Source organism: Bradyrhizobium sp. WD16 (assembly GCF_024181725.1).
Taxonomy (GTDB): Bacteria; Pseudomonadota; Alphaproteobacteria; order Rhizobiales; family Xanthobacteraceae; genus Bradyrhizobium_A.
Window position 1 is genome coordinate 4,029,943 of record NZ_CP028908.1, and the last position, 16,187, is coordinate 4,046,129.

At 64.6% G+C, this 16,187-nt stretch carries 14 protein-coding genes; 8 read left to right on the plus strand and 6 right to left on the minus strand.

Annotation, left to right across the window (positions count from 1 at the left end; translation table 11 throughout):
- Positions 1–3: 3 nt before the first annotated feature.
- Positions 4–414, plus strand: a complete 411-nt coding sequence (locus tag DB459_RS18650) for a DOPA 4,5-dioxygenase family protein (protein ID WP_253706753.1) — start codon at positions 4–6, stop codon at positions 412–414.
- 389 nt (positions 415–803) lie between these two features.
- On the opposite strand, the gene DB459_RS18655 is transcribed toward DB459_RS18650, so the two are convergent.
- The 3 genes from DB459_RS18655 to DB459_RS18665 form a co-directional block, all read right to left on the minus strand.
- Positions 804–1,394: a transglutaminase-like cysteine peptidase gene (locus DB459_RS18655; RefSeq protein WP_371926994.1), complete on the minus strand. Its 591-nt coding sequence runs from the start codon at positions 1,392–1,394 to the stop codon at positions 804–806.
- A gap of 355 nt (positions 1,395–1,749) precedes the next feature.
- Positions 1,750–2,361 (minus strand): PilZ domain-containing protein, encoded by a 612-nt coding sequence (locus DB459_RS18660; RefSeq protein WP_253713626.1) that lies wholly within the window; start codon positions 2,359–2,361, stop codon positions 1,750–1,752.
- 120 nt (positions 2,362–2,481) lie between these two features.
- Complete coding sequence (locus DB459_RS18665) at positions 2,482–3,033, minus strand: PAS domain-containing protein (RefSeq protein ID WP_253706755.1); 552 nt, start codon at positions 3,031–3,033, stop codon at positions 2,482–2,484.
- 286 nt (positions 3,034–3,319) lie between these two features.
- Between DB459_RS18665 and DB459_RS18670 the strand changes: the two genes are divergently transcribed.
- The 3 genes from DB459_RS18670 (at position 3,320) to DB459_RS18680 (ending at position 6,180) form a co-directional block, all read left to right on the plus strand.
- A protein-coding gene (locus DB459_RS18670) for an IS630 family transposase (protein ID WP_253706756.1) occupies positions 3,320–4,266 on the plus strand; the annotation gives its coding sequence in 2 pieces (ribosomal slippage) (positions 3,320–3,659 and positions 3,659–4,266; 948 coding nt in all).
- Between the two features lie 576 nt (positions 4,267–4,842).
- On the plus strand, positions 4,843–5,580 hold the full coding sequence (locus DB459_RS18675; protein WP_253706757.1) for a rhomboid family intramembrane serine protease: 738 nt from the start codon (positions 4,843–4,845) through the stop codon (positions 5,578–5,580).
- Positions 5,581–5,751: 171 nt separating this feature from the next.
- Positions 5,752–6,180: a CBS domain-containing protein gene (locus DB459_RS18680; protein ID WP_253706758.1), complete on the plus strand. Its 429-nt coding sequence runs from the start codon at positions 5,752–5,754 to the stop codon at positions 6,178–6,180.
- A gap of 149 nt (positions 6,181–6,329) precedes the next feature.
- On the opposite strand, the gene DB459_RS18685 is transcribed toward DB459_RS18680, so the two are convergent.
- Positions 6,330–7,355: a patatin-like phospholipase family protein gene (locus tag DB459_RS18685; protein WP_253706759.1), complete on the minus strand. Its 1,026-nt coding sequence runs from the start codon at positions 7,353–7,355 to the stop codon at positions 6,330–6,332.
- A 494-nt stretch (positions 7,356–7,849) separates the two neighbouring features.
- Here DB459_RS18685 and DB459_RS18690 point away from each other — a divergent pair, with 494 nt between their 5' ends.
- Together DB459_RS18690 and DB459_RS18695 are read left to right on the plus strand one after the other, a co-directional pair.
- Positions 7,850–8,908 (plus strand): hypothetical protein, encoded by a 1,059-nt coding sequence (locus DB459_RS18690; protein WP_371926777.1) that lies wholly within the window; start codon positions 7,850–7,852, stop codon positions 8,906–8,908.
- Between the two features lie 213 nt (positions 8,909–9,121).
- The gene (locus DB459_RS18695) at positions 9,122–11,590 is read left to right on the plus strand and encodes a bifunctional diguanylate cyclase/phosphodiesterase (RefSeq protein WP_253706760.1); all 2,469 of its coding nucleotides are present in this window, start codon (positions 9,122–9,124) and stop codon (positions 11,588–11,590) included.
- 208 nt (positions 11,591–11,798) lie between these two features.
- Here DB459_RS18695 and DB459_RS18700 read toward each other — a convergent pair whose 3' ends face one another.
- On the minus strand, positions 11,799–12,362 hold the full coding sequence (locus DB459_RS18700; RefSeq protein WP_253706761.1) for a nitroreductase: 564 nt from the start codon (positions 12,360–12,362) through the stop codon (positions 11,799–11,801).
- Positions 12,363–12,617: 255 nt separating this feature from the next.
- On the minus strand, positions 12,618–14,186 hold the full coding sequence (locus DB459_RS18705; RefSeq protein ID WP_253706762.1) for a sigma 54-interacting transcriptional regulator: 1,569 nt from the start codon (positions 14,184–14,186) through the stop codon (positions 12,618–12,620).
- A gap of 237 nt (positions 14,187–14,423) precedes the next feature.
- On the opposite strand from DB459_RS18705, the gene DB459_RS18710 reads away from it, so the two are divergent.
- Together DB459_RS18710 and DB459_RS18715 are read left to right on the plus strand one after the other, a co-directional pair.
- Positions 14,424–14,564, plus strand: coding sequence for a hypothetical protein (locus DB459_RS18710; protein WP_253706763.1), 141 nt, complete (start codon positions 14,424–14,426; stop codon positions 14,562–14,564).
- A complete protein-coding gene (locus tag DB459_RS18715; RefSeq protein WP_253706764.1) occupies positions 14,551–16,041 on the plus strand; it encodes an amino acid permease in 1,491 nt (496 codons plus the stop codon). The genes DB459_RS18710 and DB459_RS18715 overlap by 14 nt, the downstream gene beginning before the upstream one ends.
- Positions 16,042–16,187 lie beyond the last annotated feature (146 nt).

The window sequence follows — 16,187 nt, forward strand, 5'->3', positions numbered from 1 at the left end:
ACCATGACCGCGCCGCGTTCGGTGGCCGAGATCGCGAGCTACCACGCCCATGTCTATTACGATCCGGCGACGACGCGGGCGATCGCCGAGTGGCTGCGCGAGCGAATTGCCGAGCGCTTTTCGGTTCGGATCGGCGCCTGGCACGATGTCAAGGTCGGGCCGCACGATCAGGCGATGTACCAGGTGGCTTTCGCGCCAGAGGTGTTCGCGACGCTGATGCCGTGGCTGGCGTTGAACCATCGCGGGCTCAGCATCCTCGTCCATCCCAATACGACCAACGCGCGCCGCGATCACCTCGTCGATCCGATCTGGATCGGGCCCGCGCTGCCAGTCCATGGCGACAAGCTGCCCGAGGGCGATCACGGCGCCGAGCCGCCGCTTTCGCCGAACACGAGGCCGCACCTGCGGCCATAGGGTATGCCGCCAACACGCAAAATGCCCGGCACGGGGCCGGGCATCATGCGAAGGCTCGATCCTATTTCAGTGCGGCCTGTCCGGCGAGCGACACCGCGTTGTCCAGAGAGCCGGGGCAGCCGGTGCGGACCATAGTCCGTTTCCCGCCCCGCTCCGGCGCAGGAAGGATCGATAGCCGTATAGTGCGGGCTTATCGCAGCGCATTGCTCGTTGAGCGGGACGAACCACGACACACCACGCGTCAGCCGGACAGCCGCCGAAATCGCTTCACGTCGGCGAACCCCAAAAAGTGCGGCCAGCCTTGGGGAAGGCTGGCCGCGCGCGTACCGGTCTGGGGACGGGGAGGGGTGGGGATGCGACCGGTCGCGGAGCTCCTGTGCTGTCTTGCGTCAGCGCGCGGTGGCAGTGGCCACTGCGGGACGGTTGTCGCCGAGCGACACCCAGGTGTTCTGGTCGTTCTGCGCCTGGCGCTTGACGAAGCGATAGCCCGTCTCGGTCCAGGGCAGTATCTCCTCGTTCTGATTGTCGAGGATGAATTCGCCCTTGTCGGATTTCACGGTCAGCACCGCGTGACCGTCACCCTTCTTGTCGCGCACCACCGTGATCAGCAGCGCCTCGCGCGGCCATCCGGCCTCAACGAGCATCTTGCGCTTGAGCAGGACATAGTCCTCGCAATCGCCGTAGCCGTCTGTGGGATAGGACCACTTCTCGATGACGCCCCAATGATCCATGTCGGTCATCGGTTTCACCGACTCGTTGACCCAGCGATTGACGCGGACGAGATCCTTCCACGCCGTCTGGCTCATGACGATGTCGCGCGGATGCGTCGCTCCGCTGCGGCAGTCAGCCGGATTGTCGGCACAGAATTCGACCCATCCGATCGGCGCCCGTGTTGTGTCGCCGAGGCTTGCGTATTGTGCTCGCTCCGCTGCGGCCGCCTGGATCGTCAGCCCGATCAGAATGGCGCATGCCGTTCCGATCTTCCGTCCTGTCCGTGTTGACACTGTAGCCCCCGTCTTCTTGTTGGGGGCATCATTCCCACAGACGATTTGCGCCGCCGCTAAATCGCCTCAAGCACTTCGAGTCGAATGCCGGTCAAAACTGGCGCAAATTCAGCGAAAATGATCAGCGTAATTGATTCAAATTGGAGCTATTCCGCTTTGATTCAAATTCGAGGAATTTCTTCGCAAGTGGCTGCGGCGTCTTGTTTTTTGGTTCTGTCGATGAACTGCCGCGGCGTCCGCCCGGCGCGTGAGCCGGCTCCGGGGCAGCCTCGCTAGATACAAAAAGGCCCCGCCGTGGCGAGGCCATTGACGATTGCGAAACCGTCGCGCTTTACCGGGCGGTGACGTTGTTTTCGAGAGTATCCGGTGTCTGCGGAAACGCGAACTCGAGCGCGAAGCCTTCCTCGAGGTGGCGCACCACCTGGGCCTGCACCCGTCCGATCGTGATCTTGCTGCCGATTGCCGGCCGGACGGTGGAAGATACGGCCGCACCGGACAGCGACATGTCGATGATCCGGCACAGCATGTCGGTTCCGTTGACGAGAACGACATGGGCGGTGGGATTGCGCGGCACGATGCGATCGTGACGGCGGTCTTCAGGCAGGTTGAGGATGTCGCGGTTGGCGAGCCAGGTGAGCTGCGCCGCCATCTTGTCGCGCTTGCGCGGCGTGGCGTTCACTGTCATGGCGAAGCCGTTGTCGATGATACGGGTGATCTTGCCTTCGACCCGACCGATATGGTCGAGATAGGCGATCACCCGATCGCCGACATTGCCAATGCCGGGCGCCAGCATGGCAAGGCCCCCCGGGGACATGTTGATCACCTGGCAGGGAAATTCGCGGCGGTCCGGCAGCATGTAGCGGCCGAGTAGATGGACCTTGACGCGCTGGAAGCGCCGCCGCTCTTCGGTCGCTGGATAGATCTTACGCTGCGCGAACGCCATCATCGTGCCCACCGGCCGCATGCCGGGCTTTGTTAACCCTAAGGCGCTCAGGGTTAAGGCAAGGTTACGATGCTGATTCCGTGCGTCTGTCTGTTTCCGATGACTGGGCGAGTTGCGCCCTCAGCGCAACCCCTCGTAGACGACGAAGCCGCGGACAGCGTTCCAGCGCCGGACCGGACGCGGCCCCGCCCCTTGGGGAGTGATGAAGCGCCAGGACGCGAGGTCGAAATCTGTCATCCGTCCGTTGGCCGGCTCGAGCGGCGCCAGCAGTCCGGTAAGACTGAGCGGCGTATGGAGACGAGGGGCGAAGGGCAGCAGCAGGAGTTCTAGCGGTAATAAAGTACCGTCTGCGCCGCGGGCGGAGACCCCAGCCACGGCTGGCTGCAACTCCTCGGCGACGATGGAGGCGATCTCGTCAATATCGCTACGGCTACCGGCGGTGAACAGGCTCGTGAAGCGGGTGCCCTTGGCATCCCCGCCGAGGTAGGCGCACAGCCTCGTGCCGGCGACTCGGAAGGGAAATCCCTCTGCGCGCTCATAACCAAGGACAAAGATATCGCCGAGCAGGTCGCGGACGCCTTCGGGGGCGAAATCGCTGCGGTCGGGGGCCACGGAACGGCCGCGCCGCTCATTCCAATAGGCATAGAAGGCGCGCGTCGAGGAGTGTTTCATCTCGGGTCCCGCCCCTGGCCTGGATGCCCGGGACAGACATGTCCCGAAACGATCCCTCGCGAGGGCTTTGATGGTTGTGCAGGACCAGGCTTGCAGCGTCCATGCCGCGGAATGCGCTGTCCGGTTCGGGCCGCAGATTTAAGCCGTTAACGTTAAATTAAGCATGATGTTGGCGCCGGCAGGCCGACCGGCTAGAGCAGGCTCCGAGCGATGTGAATCGAATCAGGATTCCCGAATCGGCTGACATCTGATTCATGATTCCTGCCGCAGAATGGAGGCGGCTGGAATGGCGCTTTCCGACGATCTTCGCAAACGAGTGGTGGAGGCTGTCGTCTCGGGCGGGCTGTCGCGCAATGCGGCGGCGAAGCGTTTCGAAGTCAGCATTGCGAGCGCCGTGCGCTGGGTCAAGCAATTCGAGACGACGGGAGAAATGTCGCCGAAGTCGACTGGAGGCGATCGCCGCTCCGGCCGCATCGAAGCCCATCACGGCTACCTGATGGGGCTGATCCGGCGCACGCCGGACGTCACCCTGCTGGAGATCCAGGAACGTCTGATCAGGAATTGTGGCGAGCATTTTTCGAGTTCCGTGCTGTGGCGCTTCTTCGACCGTCATGGCGTCACGTTTAAAAAAAGACCGCACACGCCTCGGAGCAGCAGCGGCCGGACGTCCTGAAGCAACGCCTCGAATGGTTCGAGCGACAGCTCGATCTCGATCCCGAGAAGCTCGTCTTCATCGACGAAACGGGCGCCTCGACCAATTTGGCGCGCAAAGGTGGGCGTTGCCGGCGCGGACGGCGGTTGCGCGTCGGCGTGCCGCACGGCCATTACAAGACGGTCACGCTCGTCGCCGGCATCCGCCTTCGCGGGCTCGTGGCGGCGAAGACCTATGATCGTCCGATCACCGCCGCCCTGTTCGAGGACTGGGTGGAACACTGCCTCGTTCCTACCCTCACGAAAGGCGACGTTGTCGTCATGGACAATCTGTCCGCCCACAAGGGGCCGCGGGTCAAGGAGTTGATCGAGGCCGCGGGCGCCGAGCTGCTCTACCTCCCGCCCTATAGCCCCGACATGAACCCGATCGAGAAGGCGTTTTCCAAGCTGAAAGCGCATTTGCGCAAAATCGCCGAGCGAACCGTCGCCGCCCTGATGCGCGCCCTCGAAACCTGCGCCGACATCTTCAAGCCCGCCCAATGCGCAAACTACTTCGCCGCATGCGGATATGATCCACCTTGATCGGAGTCTGCTCTAGAGCCTTTTCCCGCGAAGTGGATACCGGTTCGCGCGAAGAAAACGCGTCAAAACAAAAACCTGGAGCCTCCGCTCCAATTCCATCGGAGCGGAGAAAGCTTCAGATCAAAACCACACGGAAGCGCAGAAGAACTGCGGTCGCAATGCGCAAGGCGTCATACGATCACGGCCGGGGAGGGGTGGGGCTCTCCACGGGCTGCGAGGAGCGGGAATGGCGGGGTGCCTTTCCCGCTCCTTTTGTTTACGGCACGGTTGGGTCCCGTCGGAGTGGATTCGACATTCGCCACCTGCTCGGACGTGGGCTCGTGACACGGGTCCAGAGTAGCCTTGCCCCGAAGTCTTTCGCCGGCCAAATCTTGTCCGGCCAAATCTTGTCCGGCCAAGTCTTGTCCGGCCAAGTCTTGTCCTGCCAAGTCTTGCGCCCCCCACGCAAAGCCGCCTATCTGGTGCCCCTTGATCCGGTGCGGCCGATGGCCGCTTCGCCTAGCCGATTTGAGGCCGTCCTTGGATTCAACGCCTGCGGATTTGCCACGGGAGCCGATTCTGACCATCCCGGGGCCCATGACGGCGCTCCTGGTGTTGCTCGTGGTCATCCATGTCGTGCGAGCGTTGCTCCCGGTCGAATTCGACGAGTGGACCATCTGGGTCTTCGGCTTCGTGCCGGCGCGCTACGATGCCGCGCTGGTTGAACTGCCCTTTCCCAACCCTCCCGGCGCCGCGATCTGGTCCTTTCTGACCTATTCGCTTCTCCACGCCGACCTGAACCACATCATCTTCAACGCCTTGTGGCTCCTGCCGTTCGGCAGTGCGGTAGCGCGGCGCTTCGGGGCCGTCCGGTTTTACCTGTTCCTCGCGGTGACTGCGGTCGCCGGCTCGGTAGCCCATCTCGTCACTCATCAGCACGAGGTGGCGCCGATGATCGGCGCCTCGGCCGCGGTCTCCGGCGCCATGGCGGCGGCGATCCGGTTCGCTTTCGGTCGCGGTTCCTTTCTGGCATTCGGGCGGCGCAGCGATGCCGAAGCCGCGGCACTGGTCCCCGCCCAGCCGCTGAGCCTGGCACTGCGCAATCCGCGCGTGCTTGCCTTCCTCGGCATCTGGTTCGGCATCAACATTGTGTTCGGCATCGGATCGATTGCGGTTGGCGCACCGGCACAAAGCATTGCCTGGCAGGCCCATATCGGGGGGTTCCTCGCCGGGCTGGTGCTGTTCTCGATGTTCGATCCGGTCCCGCGCCGTGCGGCGGACGCCCGCGAAGCGACGCCCGGACCGGAAGTCGACAGCGACAGCGACATCGTCTGAACGCAAGCTGATCGACACGGGACCTCGTGCGCATGGCGGGCGCCCGCGCTTGCGAGCTGGCCCAAATTACTCCATCATTGGGCGACCAAATCGATATGCGCTGAATTCCGTAGTTGAAAACGAACAAGGCCGCGGCGCCGCAAGCGGCTGTTTTCTCGAATGGAGGCGACGATGACGGTCAGGGCGATCCTCAATACCAAGGGCCATGAGGTGGTGAGCGTCGAGCCGGACAGCAAGCTGTCGGCCGCGATCAAGCTGCTGAGCGAGCGCCGGATCGGCGCGGTGCTGGTGTGCAAGGATCGTCAGATCCAGGGGATTTTGTCGGAACGCGACATCGTGCGAGTCCTCGGCGAGCGCGGCGCCGCGGTACTGGATGAATCCGTCAGCAAGGTGATGACGCGCAAGGTTGTGACCTGCGGCGAGGCCGATACCGTCTCCGGCATCATGGAGACCATGACGACGGGCAAGTTTCGCCACCTGCCGGTGGTCGAGGGTGACAAGGTGGTCGGCCTGATTTCGATCGGCGACGTCGTGAAGTGGCGCGTCAGGGAATACGAGCAGGAACAGCAGGCTCTTCAGGAATACATCAAGACGGCCTGAGCCCGTTCCCCGGAGGGCAGCTTGCAACCGGCGCCGATCACGAAAACTCGTGGCGCTGCCGTGGCCTCATCCTTCGAGCCGCGGCGAGACCGCGGAGGCGCGTGCCGGTTGTCCCAGGCAGGCATCAGATCGAAGGGCCAGTCGGGTCCTCACGATCCGCCGTTCTCGTCAGGTCCCAGGCCGGGAGCATTGCTCGCGGTCGGCGACAGGATGGCGATCGCCTCCTGGATTGAATCCAGATTGCGTTGGGCGGCACGGGTGCCATGCGCGATGGCTTCTTCGGCACGGTGAAAGTCGAACCAGCCGATCTTGCCGACGCGCGGCGAGATCAGCACGTCGGGCGGATCACCAGCGAGGCGGGCGCGGGTGATGCGATCCTGCATGATGTTGAATGCATCGACCATGACCGTGGATATGCCGGGGCGGTTCTGGCTGCCGAAGAACTCCCGTTTGACCGTGCGCTCCACGGAAAACAGCCGGCCGAAGCCGCGCCGTGGCGGCGGCGGAAGTTCGGGCTCCACGGTGGGATCTTCGGTGGTGCCGTGGCGCGAAATGATCGTGCCGTGACCGAACACATCGGTGCTGACATTGGCGGCGATGACGATTTCCGCTCCGAGGGCGCGAGCGGCAGAGACCGGCACGGGATTGACCAGCGCGCCGTCGACCAGCCAGCGGTCGCTGATCTCGACTGGAGCGAAGATGCCGGGCAGGGCGTAGGATGCGCGCATGGCGTCGACCAGCCGGCCGTGGGTCAGCCAGATTTCGTGGCCGGTCTGTACCTCGGTGGCGATGGCTGCGAATTTCAGCGGCAGGTCGTCAATCCGGGTCGGTCCGATCGATGCTTCGAGCTGGGCCGCGAGCTTGTTGCCGCCGATCAGGCCCGAGCCGTTCAGACGGATATCGAGGTAGCCGAAGATATTCTTGGGCAGCAGGCCCCGGGCCCATTCCTCGAGTTCATCGAGATGGCCGGCGGCGTAGCAGCCTCCCACCACTGCGCCGATGGACGTTCCGACCACGATGTCCGGCCGAATGCCGTTGTCGATCAGGGTGCGTAGGATGCCGATATGGGCAAAACCGCGGGCAGCGCCCCCGCCCAAGGCAAGGCCGATGGTCGGCCGCCGGGACGGGCCGGTGCCACCCTTGTCTTTTCCCCAACCAATCAGGCTTTCGAGCACGCCGCTTCTCCTCTGCCGGTCGCCAGATCGGCGATTCGCCGCATCGCCCCCAAAGGGATGATGCGCCTATAGCGTTAAATTATGCAGGGTTAGAGCGGTGGATCTGACGCTCGTATCAGCTGGCAGCCTGTCCTTGGTACGCGCGTCAGATCCACCGCACTAGTGTCCTGTCTCCGAATTACCGCTTCATTTGCCTCACCCTCGCACGGTAATTCGGAGACATAAGGACACTAGCAAAGTCAAAGCGCTAGTGTGGCTTATGTCTCGCAATTGCCTACGAGAGACTGGCCGCAAAGGCGGTAGGCAATTGCGAGACGCCACACTAGAATCGTATGTCACATCCTTACCGGGCTGATACTTGGTCGATCATGCGCTTCAGATGGGTCTGTGTCGCCGGATAAAAGATCGCCAGGCCATCCGTTCGCGCGGAGAGCGGGGATTCGAGCCGCCAGAGGCTTGAATTTGCCGCCTTTTCGGCCCAATACCCGCCAGTTATGATCCGCCATTGCCACCAGTTCCGGCTTTCGCCGCGGCGTTTCGCCGGGCTGCTCATCGCCATGGCGGCCGTTGCGCTCGGCTGCGCGGTGAATGTCGCCCCGGCTCAGGCGCAATTCTTCAGTGATCGGCCGCCGCCGGTGCCTCCCGGGACCGTTCCGGACGTACCCAGCGGTCCGGCGATGAATCTGGCTCCTCCTGCGGGTGCAGGCGCTCCGGCGCTGCCGAACCCGATCACCCAGCCGCCGATCTCGGTCGCTCCGGCACTGCCGCCCGCTGCCGCGGGCGTGTCCGCGCCGGGACAGGCGGTCCTGGCGCTGACCGCGCGCTACGGCAGGGATCTGCCCACTGTGAACAGCGGGCTGGTATGGCGTGTCTATGCGGACCGACCCGATGCGTCGGGCGCCTTCAGACTGGTGCGCGAAGACCATACGGCGACGCCGAATATCGTGCTGCCGCCCGGTAGCTACGTGGTTCATGTTGGCCTCGGCCTTGCCAGCGCGGTGCGTTCGGTGACGCTCAAGCAGGAGACCACGCGGGAATCCTTCGATCTGCCCGCCGGCGGCCTGCGGCTCGAAGGCCGCGTCGGGTCCAGCAAGATCCCGCCGGGCCAGATCACGTTCACCATCTTCAAGGGCAGCCAGTTCGAGGGCGGCGATCGTGCACCGATCGCCCAGAATGTGGGCGCAGGCGAAGTTCTGCTGGTGCCCGAAGGCACCTATTACATCGTCTCAAACTACGGTGACGCCAATTCGGTTGTGCGGTCCGATATCCGCATCCAGGCCGGCAAGCTGACCGACGTTGCGGTCTCCCACCGCGCCGCGGTGATCACTCTCAAGCTGGTCGGTGAAAACGGTGGCGAGGCGCTCGCCAATACCGCCTGGTCGGTGATTACGCCGGCTGGTGACATCATCAAGGAATCGATCGGCGCGTTTCCGCGCGTCATTCTCGCCGAAGGTGAATACCGCGCCATCGCCAAGAACGAAGGCAAGGTCTTTGAGCGTACGTTCAATGTCGTGAACGGCGTCGACGGCGAGATCGAGGTGGTTGCGCGCTGACGCGACTTGTTCGGTGCCATTTTTTCCTGACGCTCGCGATAATCCGAGCCGCGAACAGGTGCGAAGCTTACAATTGCTGGCACTTGTCGTCTGCCGCTAACCATCAGGTGCCTTAAAACTGTCATAGAACGACGCTGCAGCTTTCTGTTTACCAAGCGTCAATCCGACAACGCTGAATTGCGCGTGAACTAACGTGTATGGCGTGGGGATTCCGTGACCGCTGTCGGCAAGCAGAATGACGCACTGGTGGAAGGGTTGAGCGACGTGGCGACGCTCCGCCGCAGATGGTTCGCTGCGCTGCGCCCCGGCGAGATCCTCCCGGCCTATGAAGATGTCGTCCTCGGCAGCCTCGGGCGTCTCGCCGACTATATGGCGCTGCTTCAGGGCCGTGGCGACGAACTCATCATCATGCGGACCGGGCGAGGGCTGCGGCGTTGGCTCGGCGAAGATGCCTGGGACCGGCGCGTCGCCGACCTCGCGCCCGAATATCGCGGCGTCCTCACCGAGGCCGTAGAGAATGCTCTCACCATTGCCCGCCCCTATGCCACCACGGCCTACCAGGTCGCGAACGGGATTGTGCGCTCCTTCGATCTCTACGCCATGCCCATGGCCTGTCGCTGGGGACCGCCGCTGGTTTCGACCTACGCGCACGAACGCGGCAATGGCTACAGCCTGGTCGATACCATCTTTCGCGCCACCGAGGACGGCTTCCTCGCGCTCGCGGCTTGCCGTGATGCCGGCCTCGCCGCGATCGATTTCCAGGTCGTCGATCTCAACGAGGGCGCGGCGCGCCTCTTGCGATGCTCCGCCGCTGCGCTGCGTTGGCAGCGCCTGGGGCAGGGCGCACACGATCTGTCGTCGACCGAGGTGCTGCGCCGGCTCAACGCGGTCGTGAGCAGCGGCCATCCGGACCGGTTCGAGATCGCTACGCGTGACGGCCACCTGCGGGTCAGTGTCGCCTCGATCGGCGACCTCTTGTCAGCGACGCTCACCGACGTCACAGCCATGAAGCGCCGCGAGGAATCCTTTCGCCTGCTGTTCGACAGCAACCCGATGCCGATGTGGCTGATCGACAACACGACGTTCGAGTTTCTCGACATCAATGAAGCGGCGGTCGCCCATTACGGCTACCGCCGCGAGGATTTCCTGCGGATGACGGCGAGGGACATCTGGCCGCCGGATGAGCGCGAGATTCATGCGCGGGCCATCCTGCATCTCGACGACAGCTATCAGTCGGGGCGGAGCTGGCGGCATCTGCGGGCCGACGGCAGCGAGATCGAGGTCGTGACCAGCGGGCGCCGCATCGATTTCGGCGGTCGTTCCGCCTTCCTGGTCTCGATCATCGACGTCACCGAGCGCCGCAAGGCGGAGGCGCAGATATCCTATCTCGCCCATCACGATGCCCTGACCGGTCTGCCCAACCGCGTCACTCTGCAGCAGCGGCTCCAGCACACCGTCGAGCAGTGCAACCGTGCCGACCGCAAGGCCGCGGTTCTCGGCATCGATCTCGACATGTTCAAGAACATCAACGACACCTTCGGTCATCCCACCGGCGATCGCCTGCTGGTCGAGGTGGCCGGCCGCCTCAAGGCGGCGCTCTCAGGCGGAGATATCGCCGCGCGGCTGGGCGGCGACGAATTCGCCGTGATCCTCGATCCCGTCAACGCTCCGGCGGAAATCGCCGAGCGGGTGGCGCATCTGATCGAGGCCCTGAGCTCCCCCTATCATATCGATGGTCGTGAACTCGTCGTTGGCGCCAGCATCGGCATCGCCATTGCGCCGACCGACGGTGACAGCGCCGATTTGTTGCTGCGTAATGCCGACATGGCGCTGTACCGCGCCAAGGCGGACGGTGGCGGCGTCCATCATTTCTTCGAGCTCGAGATGGACCGTCAGGCCCAGGCGCGCCGCTCGCTGGAAGCGGACCTGCGCGAGGCGCTGGCCGAAGGCGGCTTTGATCTGCATTATCAGCCGCTCGTCAATGTCGCCGAGCGCCGGATCGTGTCCTTCGAGGCGCTGCTGCGCTGGCAGCACCCCGTTCGCGGCATGGTGCCGCCGGCCGAATTCGTTCCGATCGCGGAGGACATTGGGCTGATCGTGCCGATCGGCGAGTGGGTGTTGCGCTCGGCCTGCGCCGAGGCCGCGCGCTGGCCGGATGACATCAAGGTTGCGGTCAATCTGTCGCCGGTTCAGTTCAAGAGCCGCAATCTTGTCTCAGCGGTCATGGCGGCCCTGGCCCATTCGGGCCTTGCGCCCGATCGGCTCGAACTCGAAATCACCGAATCCGTCCTGCTCGCCGAAACCGACGCCAATCTTCAGACCTTGCACCAGCTGCGTCGGCTGGGGGTGCGGATCTCCATGGACGATTTCGGCACCGGCTATTCCAGCCTGAGCTATCTGCGCAGCTTTCCCTTCGACAAGATCAAGATCGACCGCTCCTTCATCCGCGACCTTCCCGAGCGAGCCGACTGCGTCGCCATCGTCCGGGCGATTTCGGGGCTGGCACGCAGCCTGGGCATCAGCACCACGGCCGAGGGTGTGGAGACGCAGGGACAGCTCGAACATCTGCGAGCCGAAGGCTGCACCGAGGTACAGGGCTTCCTGTTCAGTGCGGCGCAGCCGGCGGCGGCACTCTCCGCCCTGTTCGGCCGCCTTGGCGGCGACGCCAGCCGCGCCGCGTAAGCATGTCATTCAACGACTGGGGGCGAGAGCTGCGCGCTCTGCCGGAGGCTTGTGGCCGGGAAAGCGTTTTCTCTGCCGCGCCCGTCTTGTGGGCTTGCGAAACCCCGGCATCAACGAGACTTCCGCGGTCACGCGCCCGGTCGCGACTTTGCAACTGCATGAATCGACGCTGCCGCATCTCGTCCGCTGAAGTGCCCGCGGCGTCCCGTCAGAACCGCGTCACGATCTCGCTCAGCGCCGGGCGCGGCCGGTCCTCGACGGGCTGATCGATGCGGCCGATATGGACGAAGCCGGCGATCTTCTCGTCCCCGCTGAGGCCGAGCCCGGCGAGGACGTCGCGGTCGAAGGCCATCCAGCCGGTGAGCCAGTTAGCGGCGTAGCCGAGAGCGGCGGCCGCGGTGACGATATTCATGGCGCTGGCGCCCGCGGACAGTTCCTGCTCCCAGGCCGGCACCTTGGGATGGGGCTTGGTGCGACTGATCACGGCGATGATCAGCGGCGCCTCGGTGAAGCGGGCCTTCTCGGTGGCGATCTGCTCGGGCGTCGCATCCGGATGCTTTGCCGCGAAGACCCTGGCGATGACGTCGCCGGCGCGCAGCCGGCCCTCGCCCTCGAACACGATGAAGCGCCACGGCGTGACCTTACCGTGATCCGGGACGCGGGCGGCGATGGTGAGAATGGTGTCGAGCTCGGCCGGGGAGGGGCCGGGGCCGCGCATGTCGCGCGTCTTGGCGGAGCGGCGGGTCTTGAGAAGGTCGATGGCGTCGGTCAAGGCGGTTGTTCCAATCATGGTTGCAACGGCGCGAGCCTTAACACGTCTGTCTAGCCGCTACGAGCAGCCGGGTCCGATTGGAAGGATTCAATGGGCGCCAAACTTGCGGGGGTATGCGGCGTGCGAGGGGTAGTGGCCTCCCAGCAAAAGGAAGCCCCGCTTCGATAGACGTCTGATCGCGCTTTCGACTTTACCTTCGGATTGGTGCGCGGCGCGGCGACCGCCTCCATGTGATGCGGACCTCGCGCGATCGGTTCAGCGGCCGGGCGGCCGCGGCAAGCCGAACCGGCGCAGCTTGTTGGCGATCATCGTATGCGACGCGCCAAGGCGTGCGGCGAGCTTTCTGCTCGACGGATAGCTCGGATAAAACCGTTGCAGCAGGTCGCGTTCGAAAGCCGCGACCGCCTCAGCCCAAGTTGCACAGTCGGCGTCGTCCGGCAGCATGGAAGCGGATGGTCCGGCCGCCGGGGGGGCCGGGACGGCGATCAGCTCGAGGTCGGAGGGGGCGATCAGTGCGCGGTCGCTGAGCGTCACGGCACGGAAGATGACGTTTTCGAGCTGGCGGACATTGCCAGGCCAGGGGTGGGCAACAAGGGCCTCCTCAGCCGCCGCGGTCAGCCGGCAAGGGGGGCGCCGCGCCTGCACCGCTGCCCGCTCCACGAAATGGCGCGCCAGCAGCCGCACATCCTCGCCGCGCTCGCGCAGGGGCGGGATCTTCAGGGTCAGTACATTGAGTCGGTAGTAGAGGTCCTCGCGGAAACCACCGCGTGCGATCATCGTCGGCAGGTCGCGGTGCGTGGCGCTGATGATCCGCACGTTCACCCGCGTCTCGCGCTCGCCGCCGACCCGGCGGAAGCTGCCGTCGCTAAGGAAGCGCAGCAGCTTCGCCTGAAGGTAGAGCGACATTTCGCCGATCTCATCGAGAAACACAGTGCCGTGGTCTGCGAGTTCGAGCAGTCCTGGCTTGCCGTCGCGCCGGGCACCCGAGAAGGCGCCCCCGGCATAGCCGAAGAGCTCGCTTTCCGCGAGGCTCTCGGGCAGCGCCGCGCAGTTCAGCGCCAGGAAGGGTTTGTCGGCGCGCGAGCTGGCGCGATGGCAGGCGTGGGCGAGCAGTTCCTTGCCGGTGCCGGTCTCACCGACCAGGAGCAGCGGCGCGTCGACGGCGGCTAGGCGCGCCGCGCGCGCTTTCAGCGCCCGCAAGAGGGCGGATTCGCTAAGAATGGCGTCGAAGCCAGCGTCTCCCGAGTGCTGCAACGCGTTCAGCCGCTCCCCGATGCGGCGCGGGGCTTGCAGCAGGATGACTCCGCCGGCAAGGACGGCGCCCTCGATCAGCGGCCGGGTTTCGAGCAGAAACGGCGTCCCGCGCATCGTCGCCTCGCGCTGCGGCTCGCTAAACCCCTGCGCCAGCAAGGTGCGGCCGACCTCTGGATCGTCGAAGAGACCGGCGAGCGTCATGCCAGCCAGGGCCTCCTTGTCATCGAGGCTGAGCGCATCGGCCGCAGCTGTGTTCGCGACCACGATGCGGCCGGCGCGATCCACGGCCAACACCGGGTCCGCGAGTGCATCGAGCAGCGTGTCGAGGTGCAGCCGCCGCCGTGCGCCCGGCAGCAGATCGACCGGGTGGACGGACTCGACGCCGGCCACCTGGCGCAGTGCTGCCCGCAGTTCGTCGATGTCGTCGTCCTCGGCGAAGTCCGGAACGTCCACATGGATATGCGGCGGCTCTACCTCCACCGCCACCACGTCAAGGCGGCGGCGCGCAAGCACCGACAGGATCTCCGAGGCGATGCCGACGCGGTCGACGAACGTTATCTGCAGCCGCATCGTAGTAATCCCCGTACACAAACCCTGACAGTGTAAACGAACGGCTACAGGTGCCCGGACTCGTTGGTCAATCAAGCCTTCACGAGGCCGAGTGACTGGGCGTTGTAAACATTCATGTACACATGTGGCATCGGTTGCCAGGCACGGCAAGGAATATCAAGGAGATAGAGGGAAAAACGAGGGCCGGACGTTGGCATGGGCCTTGCTGGCTATTGTCTCTAACAACCAGAGGAGGAAGTGAAGGTCTTCGACAATCTGCCGGCCGCGCTGGCCGAGGCCGGAACGAGCCTCGATCAGATCCACGCGAAGCGCTTCGGCGCCCGCGGCGGCTTATCCCTGACAAGAACACTGGAGGAAGCCCATCGTGCAACAGGATGACCAACTCGCATTCGACGCCGAACAGAAACAGGAGGCGCGCGACTTCCAGCGCGGCCTCAAGGACCGGCACGTCCAGCTCATTGCGCTCGGAGGGGCGATCGGCGTCGGCCTGTTCCTCGGCTCGGGCCGCGCCATCTCCCAGACCGGACCCGGCCTCGTCGTCGCCTACGTTCTGGGCGGTATCGTCATTTTCTTCATCATGCGCGCGCTCGGCGAACTCATGCTGCACCGTCCGGTGGCCGGATCCTTCGCGACCTATGCCGAGGAGTACGTCAGTCCCTTCGCCGGATTCGCCACGGGCTGGTCCTACTGGTTCACCTGGGTGGTCACCGGCATGGCCGAAATCACCGCGGTCGGCATCTACACCAACTACTGGTTCCCGAGCCTGCCCCAGTGGCTACCGGCGCTCATCGGGCTCTGCGTTCTCTACGGCGTCAACCTCATCGCGGTGAAGCTGTTCGGAGAGCTCGAGTTCTGGTTCGCGCTCATCAAGATACTCGCTATCGTGGCGCTGCTCGTCGCCGGACCGCTGGTCATGCTCCTCGGTTGGGGCGAGGCCGCGCGAGTGTCGAACCTGTGGGAGCACGGCGGCATCTTTCCTACCGGCGTGCTCGGCGTGGTGCTCAGCCTGCAGATCGTGATGTTCGCGTTCCAGGGCGTCGAGTTGATAGGGGTGACCGCCGGCGAGGTCGAGAATCCGGAGAAGTCGTTGCCGAAAGCCACCAACGCCATCGCGTGGCGGATTCTCGTGTTCTACGTGGGCGCGCTGCTGGTCATCATGGCGCTCGTGCCCTGGACCGCCTTCGGCCCCGGCAAGAGCCCGTTCGTTATGGTGTTCGATCGTATCGGTCTGCCGGCCGCCGCCGGCATCATCAACTTCGTGGTCATCACGGCAGCCGCCTCCTCTTGCAACAGCGGCATCTTCTCCACGGGGCGGATGCTCTATACGCTCGCCTACTTCGGTCAGGCGCCGAAGGTCTTCGGCAAGGTCAGCCAAAACCACGTGCCAGCCTTCGGGATCACCGCCTCCGTGGCTGTGATGCTGCTGGGCGTGGTGCTGAACTACTTCATCCCCGAGCAGGTCTTTGTTTATGTGACCAGTGTCGCGCTCGTCGGAACCCTCTGGACCTGGGCGATGATCATGCTGGCGCATATAGGATACCGCCGAGCGGTCGCTAGCGGCGAGGCGGCGCCGGTCTCGTTCCGGATGCCGGGGGCACCCGTCACTAACTGGGCGGTGCTCGGCTTCCTCGGCCTCGTCGCGGTCTTCATGGGCTTCGACGAGGAAACCCGGGTTGCGCTCTACATCGCTCCGATCTGGTTCTGTCTCCTCGCCATCGGTTATCGGCTCTGTCGGCGCGAGGTCGTTGTGTTCGGCCGACGGCCCGAAAGCGCTGGGATGGCCGTGCACGCGCCGGCGTTCGCAAGATTTCTAAAGCGCAATCCGCGCCCGGCGGGGCGGGAGCGCCAGCTATAGAACGTTGCGTCCTTATGCCGTGCTGCAGCGGCACAATTCCGCAACTCGCGGAACAGTGCGAGCGAGGCGACAGGCTTGCGGACACAGGCGGCGGCCGTTGCCGCCGCCTGATCGCGTTGAGTGCCGAGCAAGTTCGACGGCTTGGA

Excerpts from the sequence above, each read along its gene's own strand:
- DB459_RS18650 (WP_253706753.1), top strand. The coding sequence starts at position 4 with ATGACCGCGCCGCGTTCGGTGGCCGAGATCGCGAGCTACCACGCCCAT.
- DB459_RS18660 (WP_253713626.1), bottom strand. The coding sequence starts at position 2,361 with ATGGCGTTCGCGCAGCGTAAGATCTATCCAGCGACCGAAGAGCGGCGG.
- DB459_RS18665 (WP_253706755.1), bottom strand. The coding sequence starts at position 3,033 with ATGAAACACTCCTCGACGCGCGCCTTCTATGCCTATTGGAATGAGCGG.
- DB459_RS18675 (WP_253706757.1), top strand. The coding sequence starts at position 4,843 with ATGACGGCGCTCCTGGTGTTGCTCGTGGTCATCCATGTCGTGCGAGCG.
- DB459_RS18680 (WP_253706758.1), top strand. The coding sequence starts at position 5,752 with ATGACGGTCAGGGCGATCCTCAATACCAAGGGCCATGAGGTGGTGAGC.
- DB459_RS18690 (WP_371926777.1), top strand. The coding sequence starts at position 7,850 with ATGATCCGCCATTGCCACCAGTTCCGGCTTTCGCCGCGGCGTTTCGCC.
- DB459_RS18705 (WP_253706762.1), bottom strand. The coding sequence starts at position 14,186 with ATGCGGCTGCAGATAACGTTCGTCGACCGCGTCGGCATCGCCTCGGAG.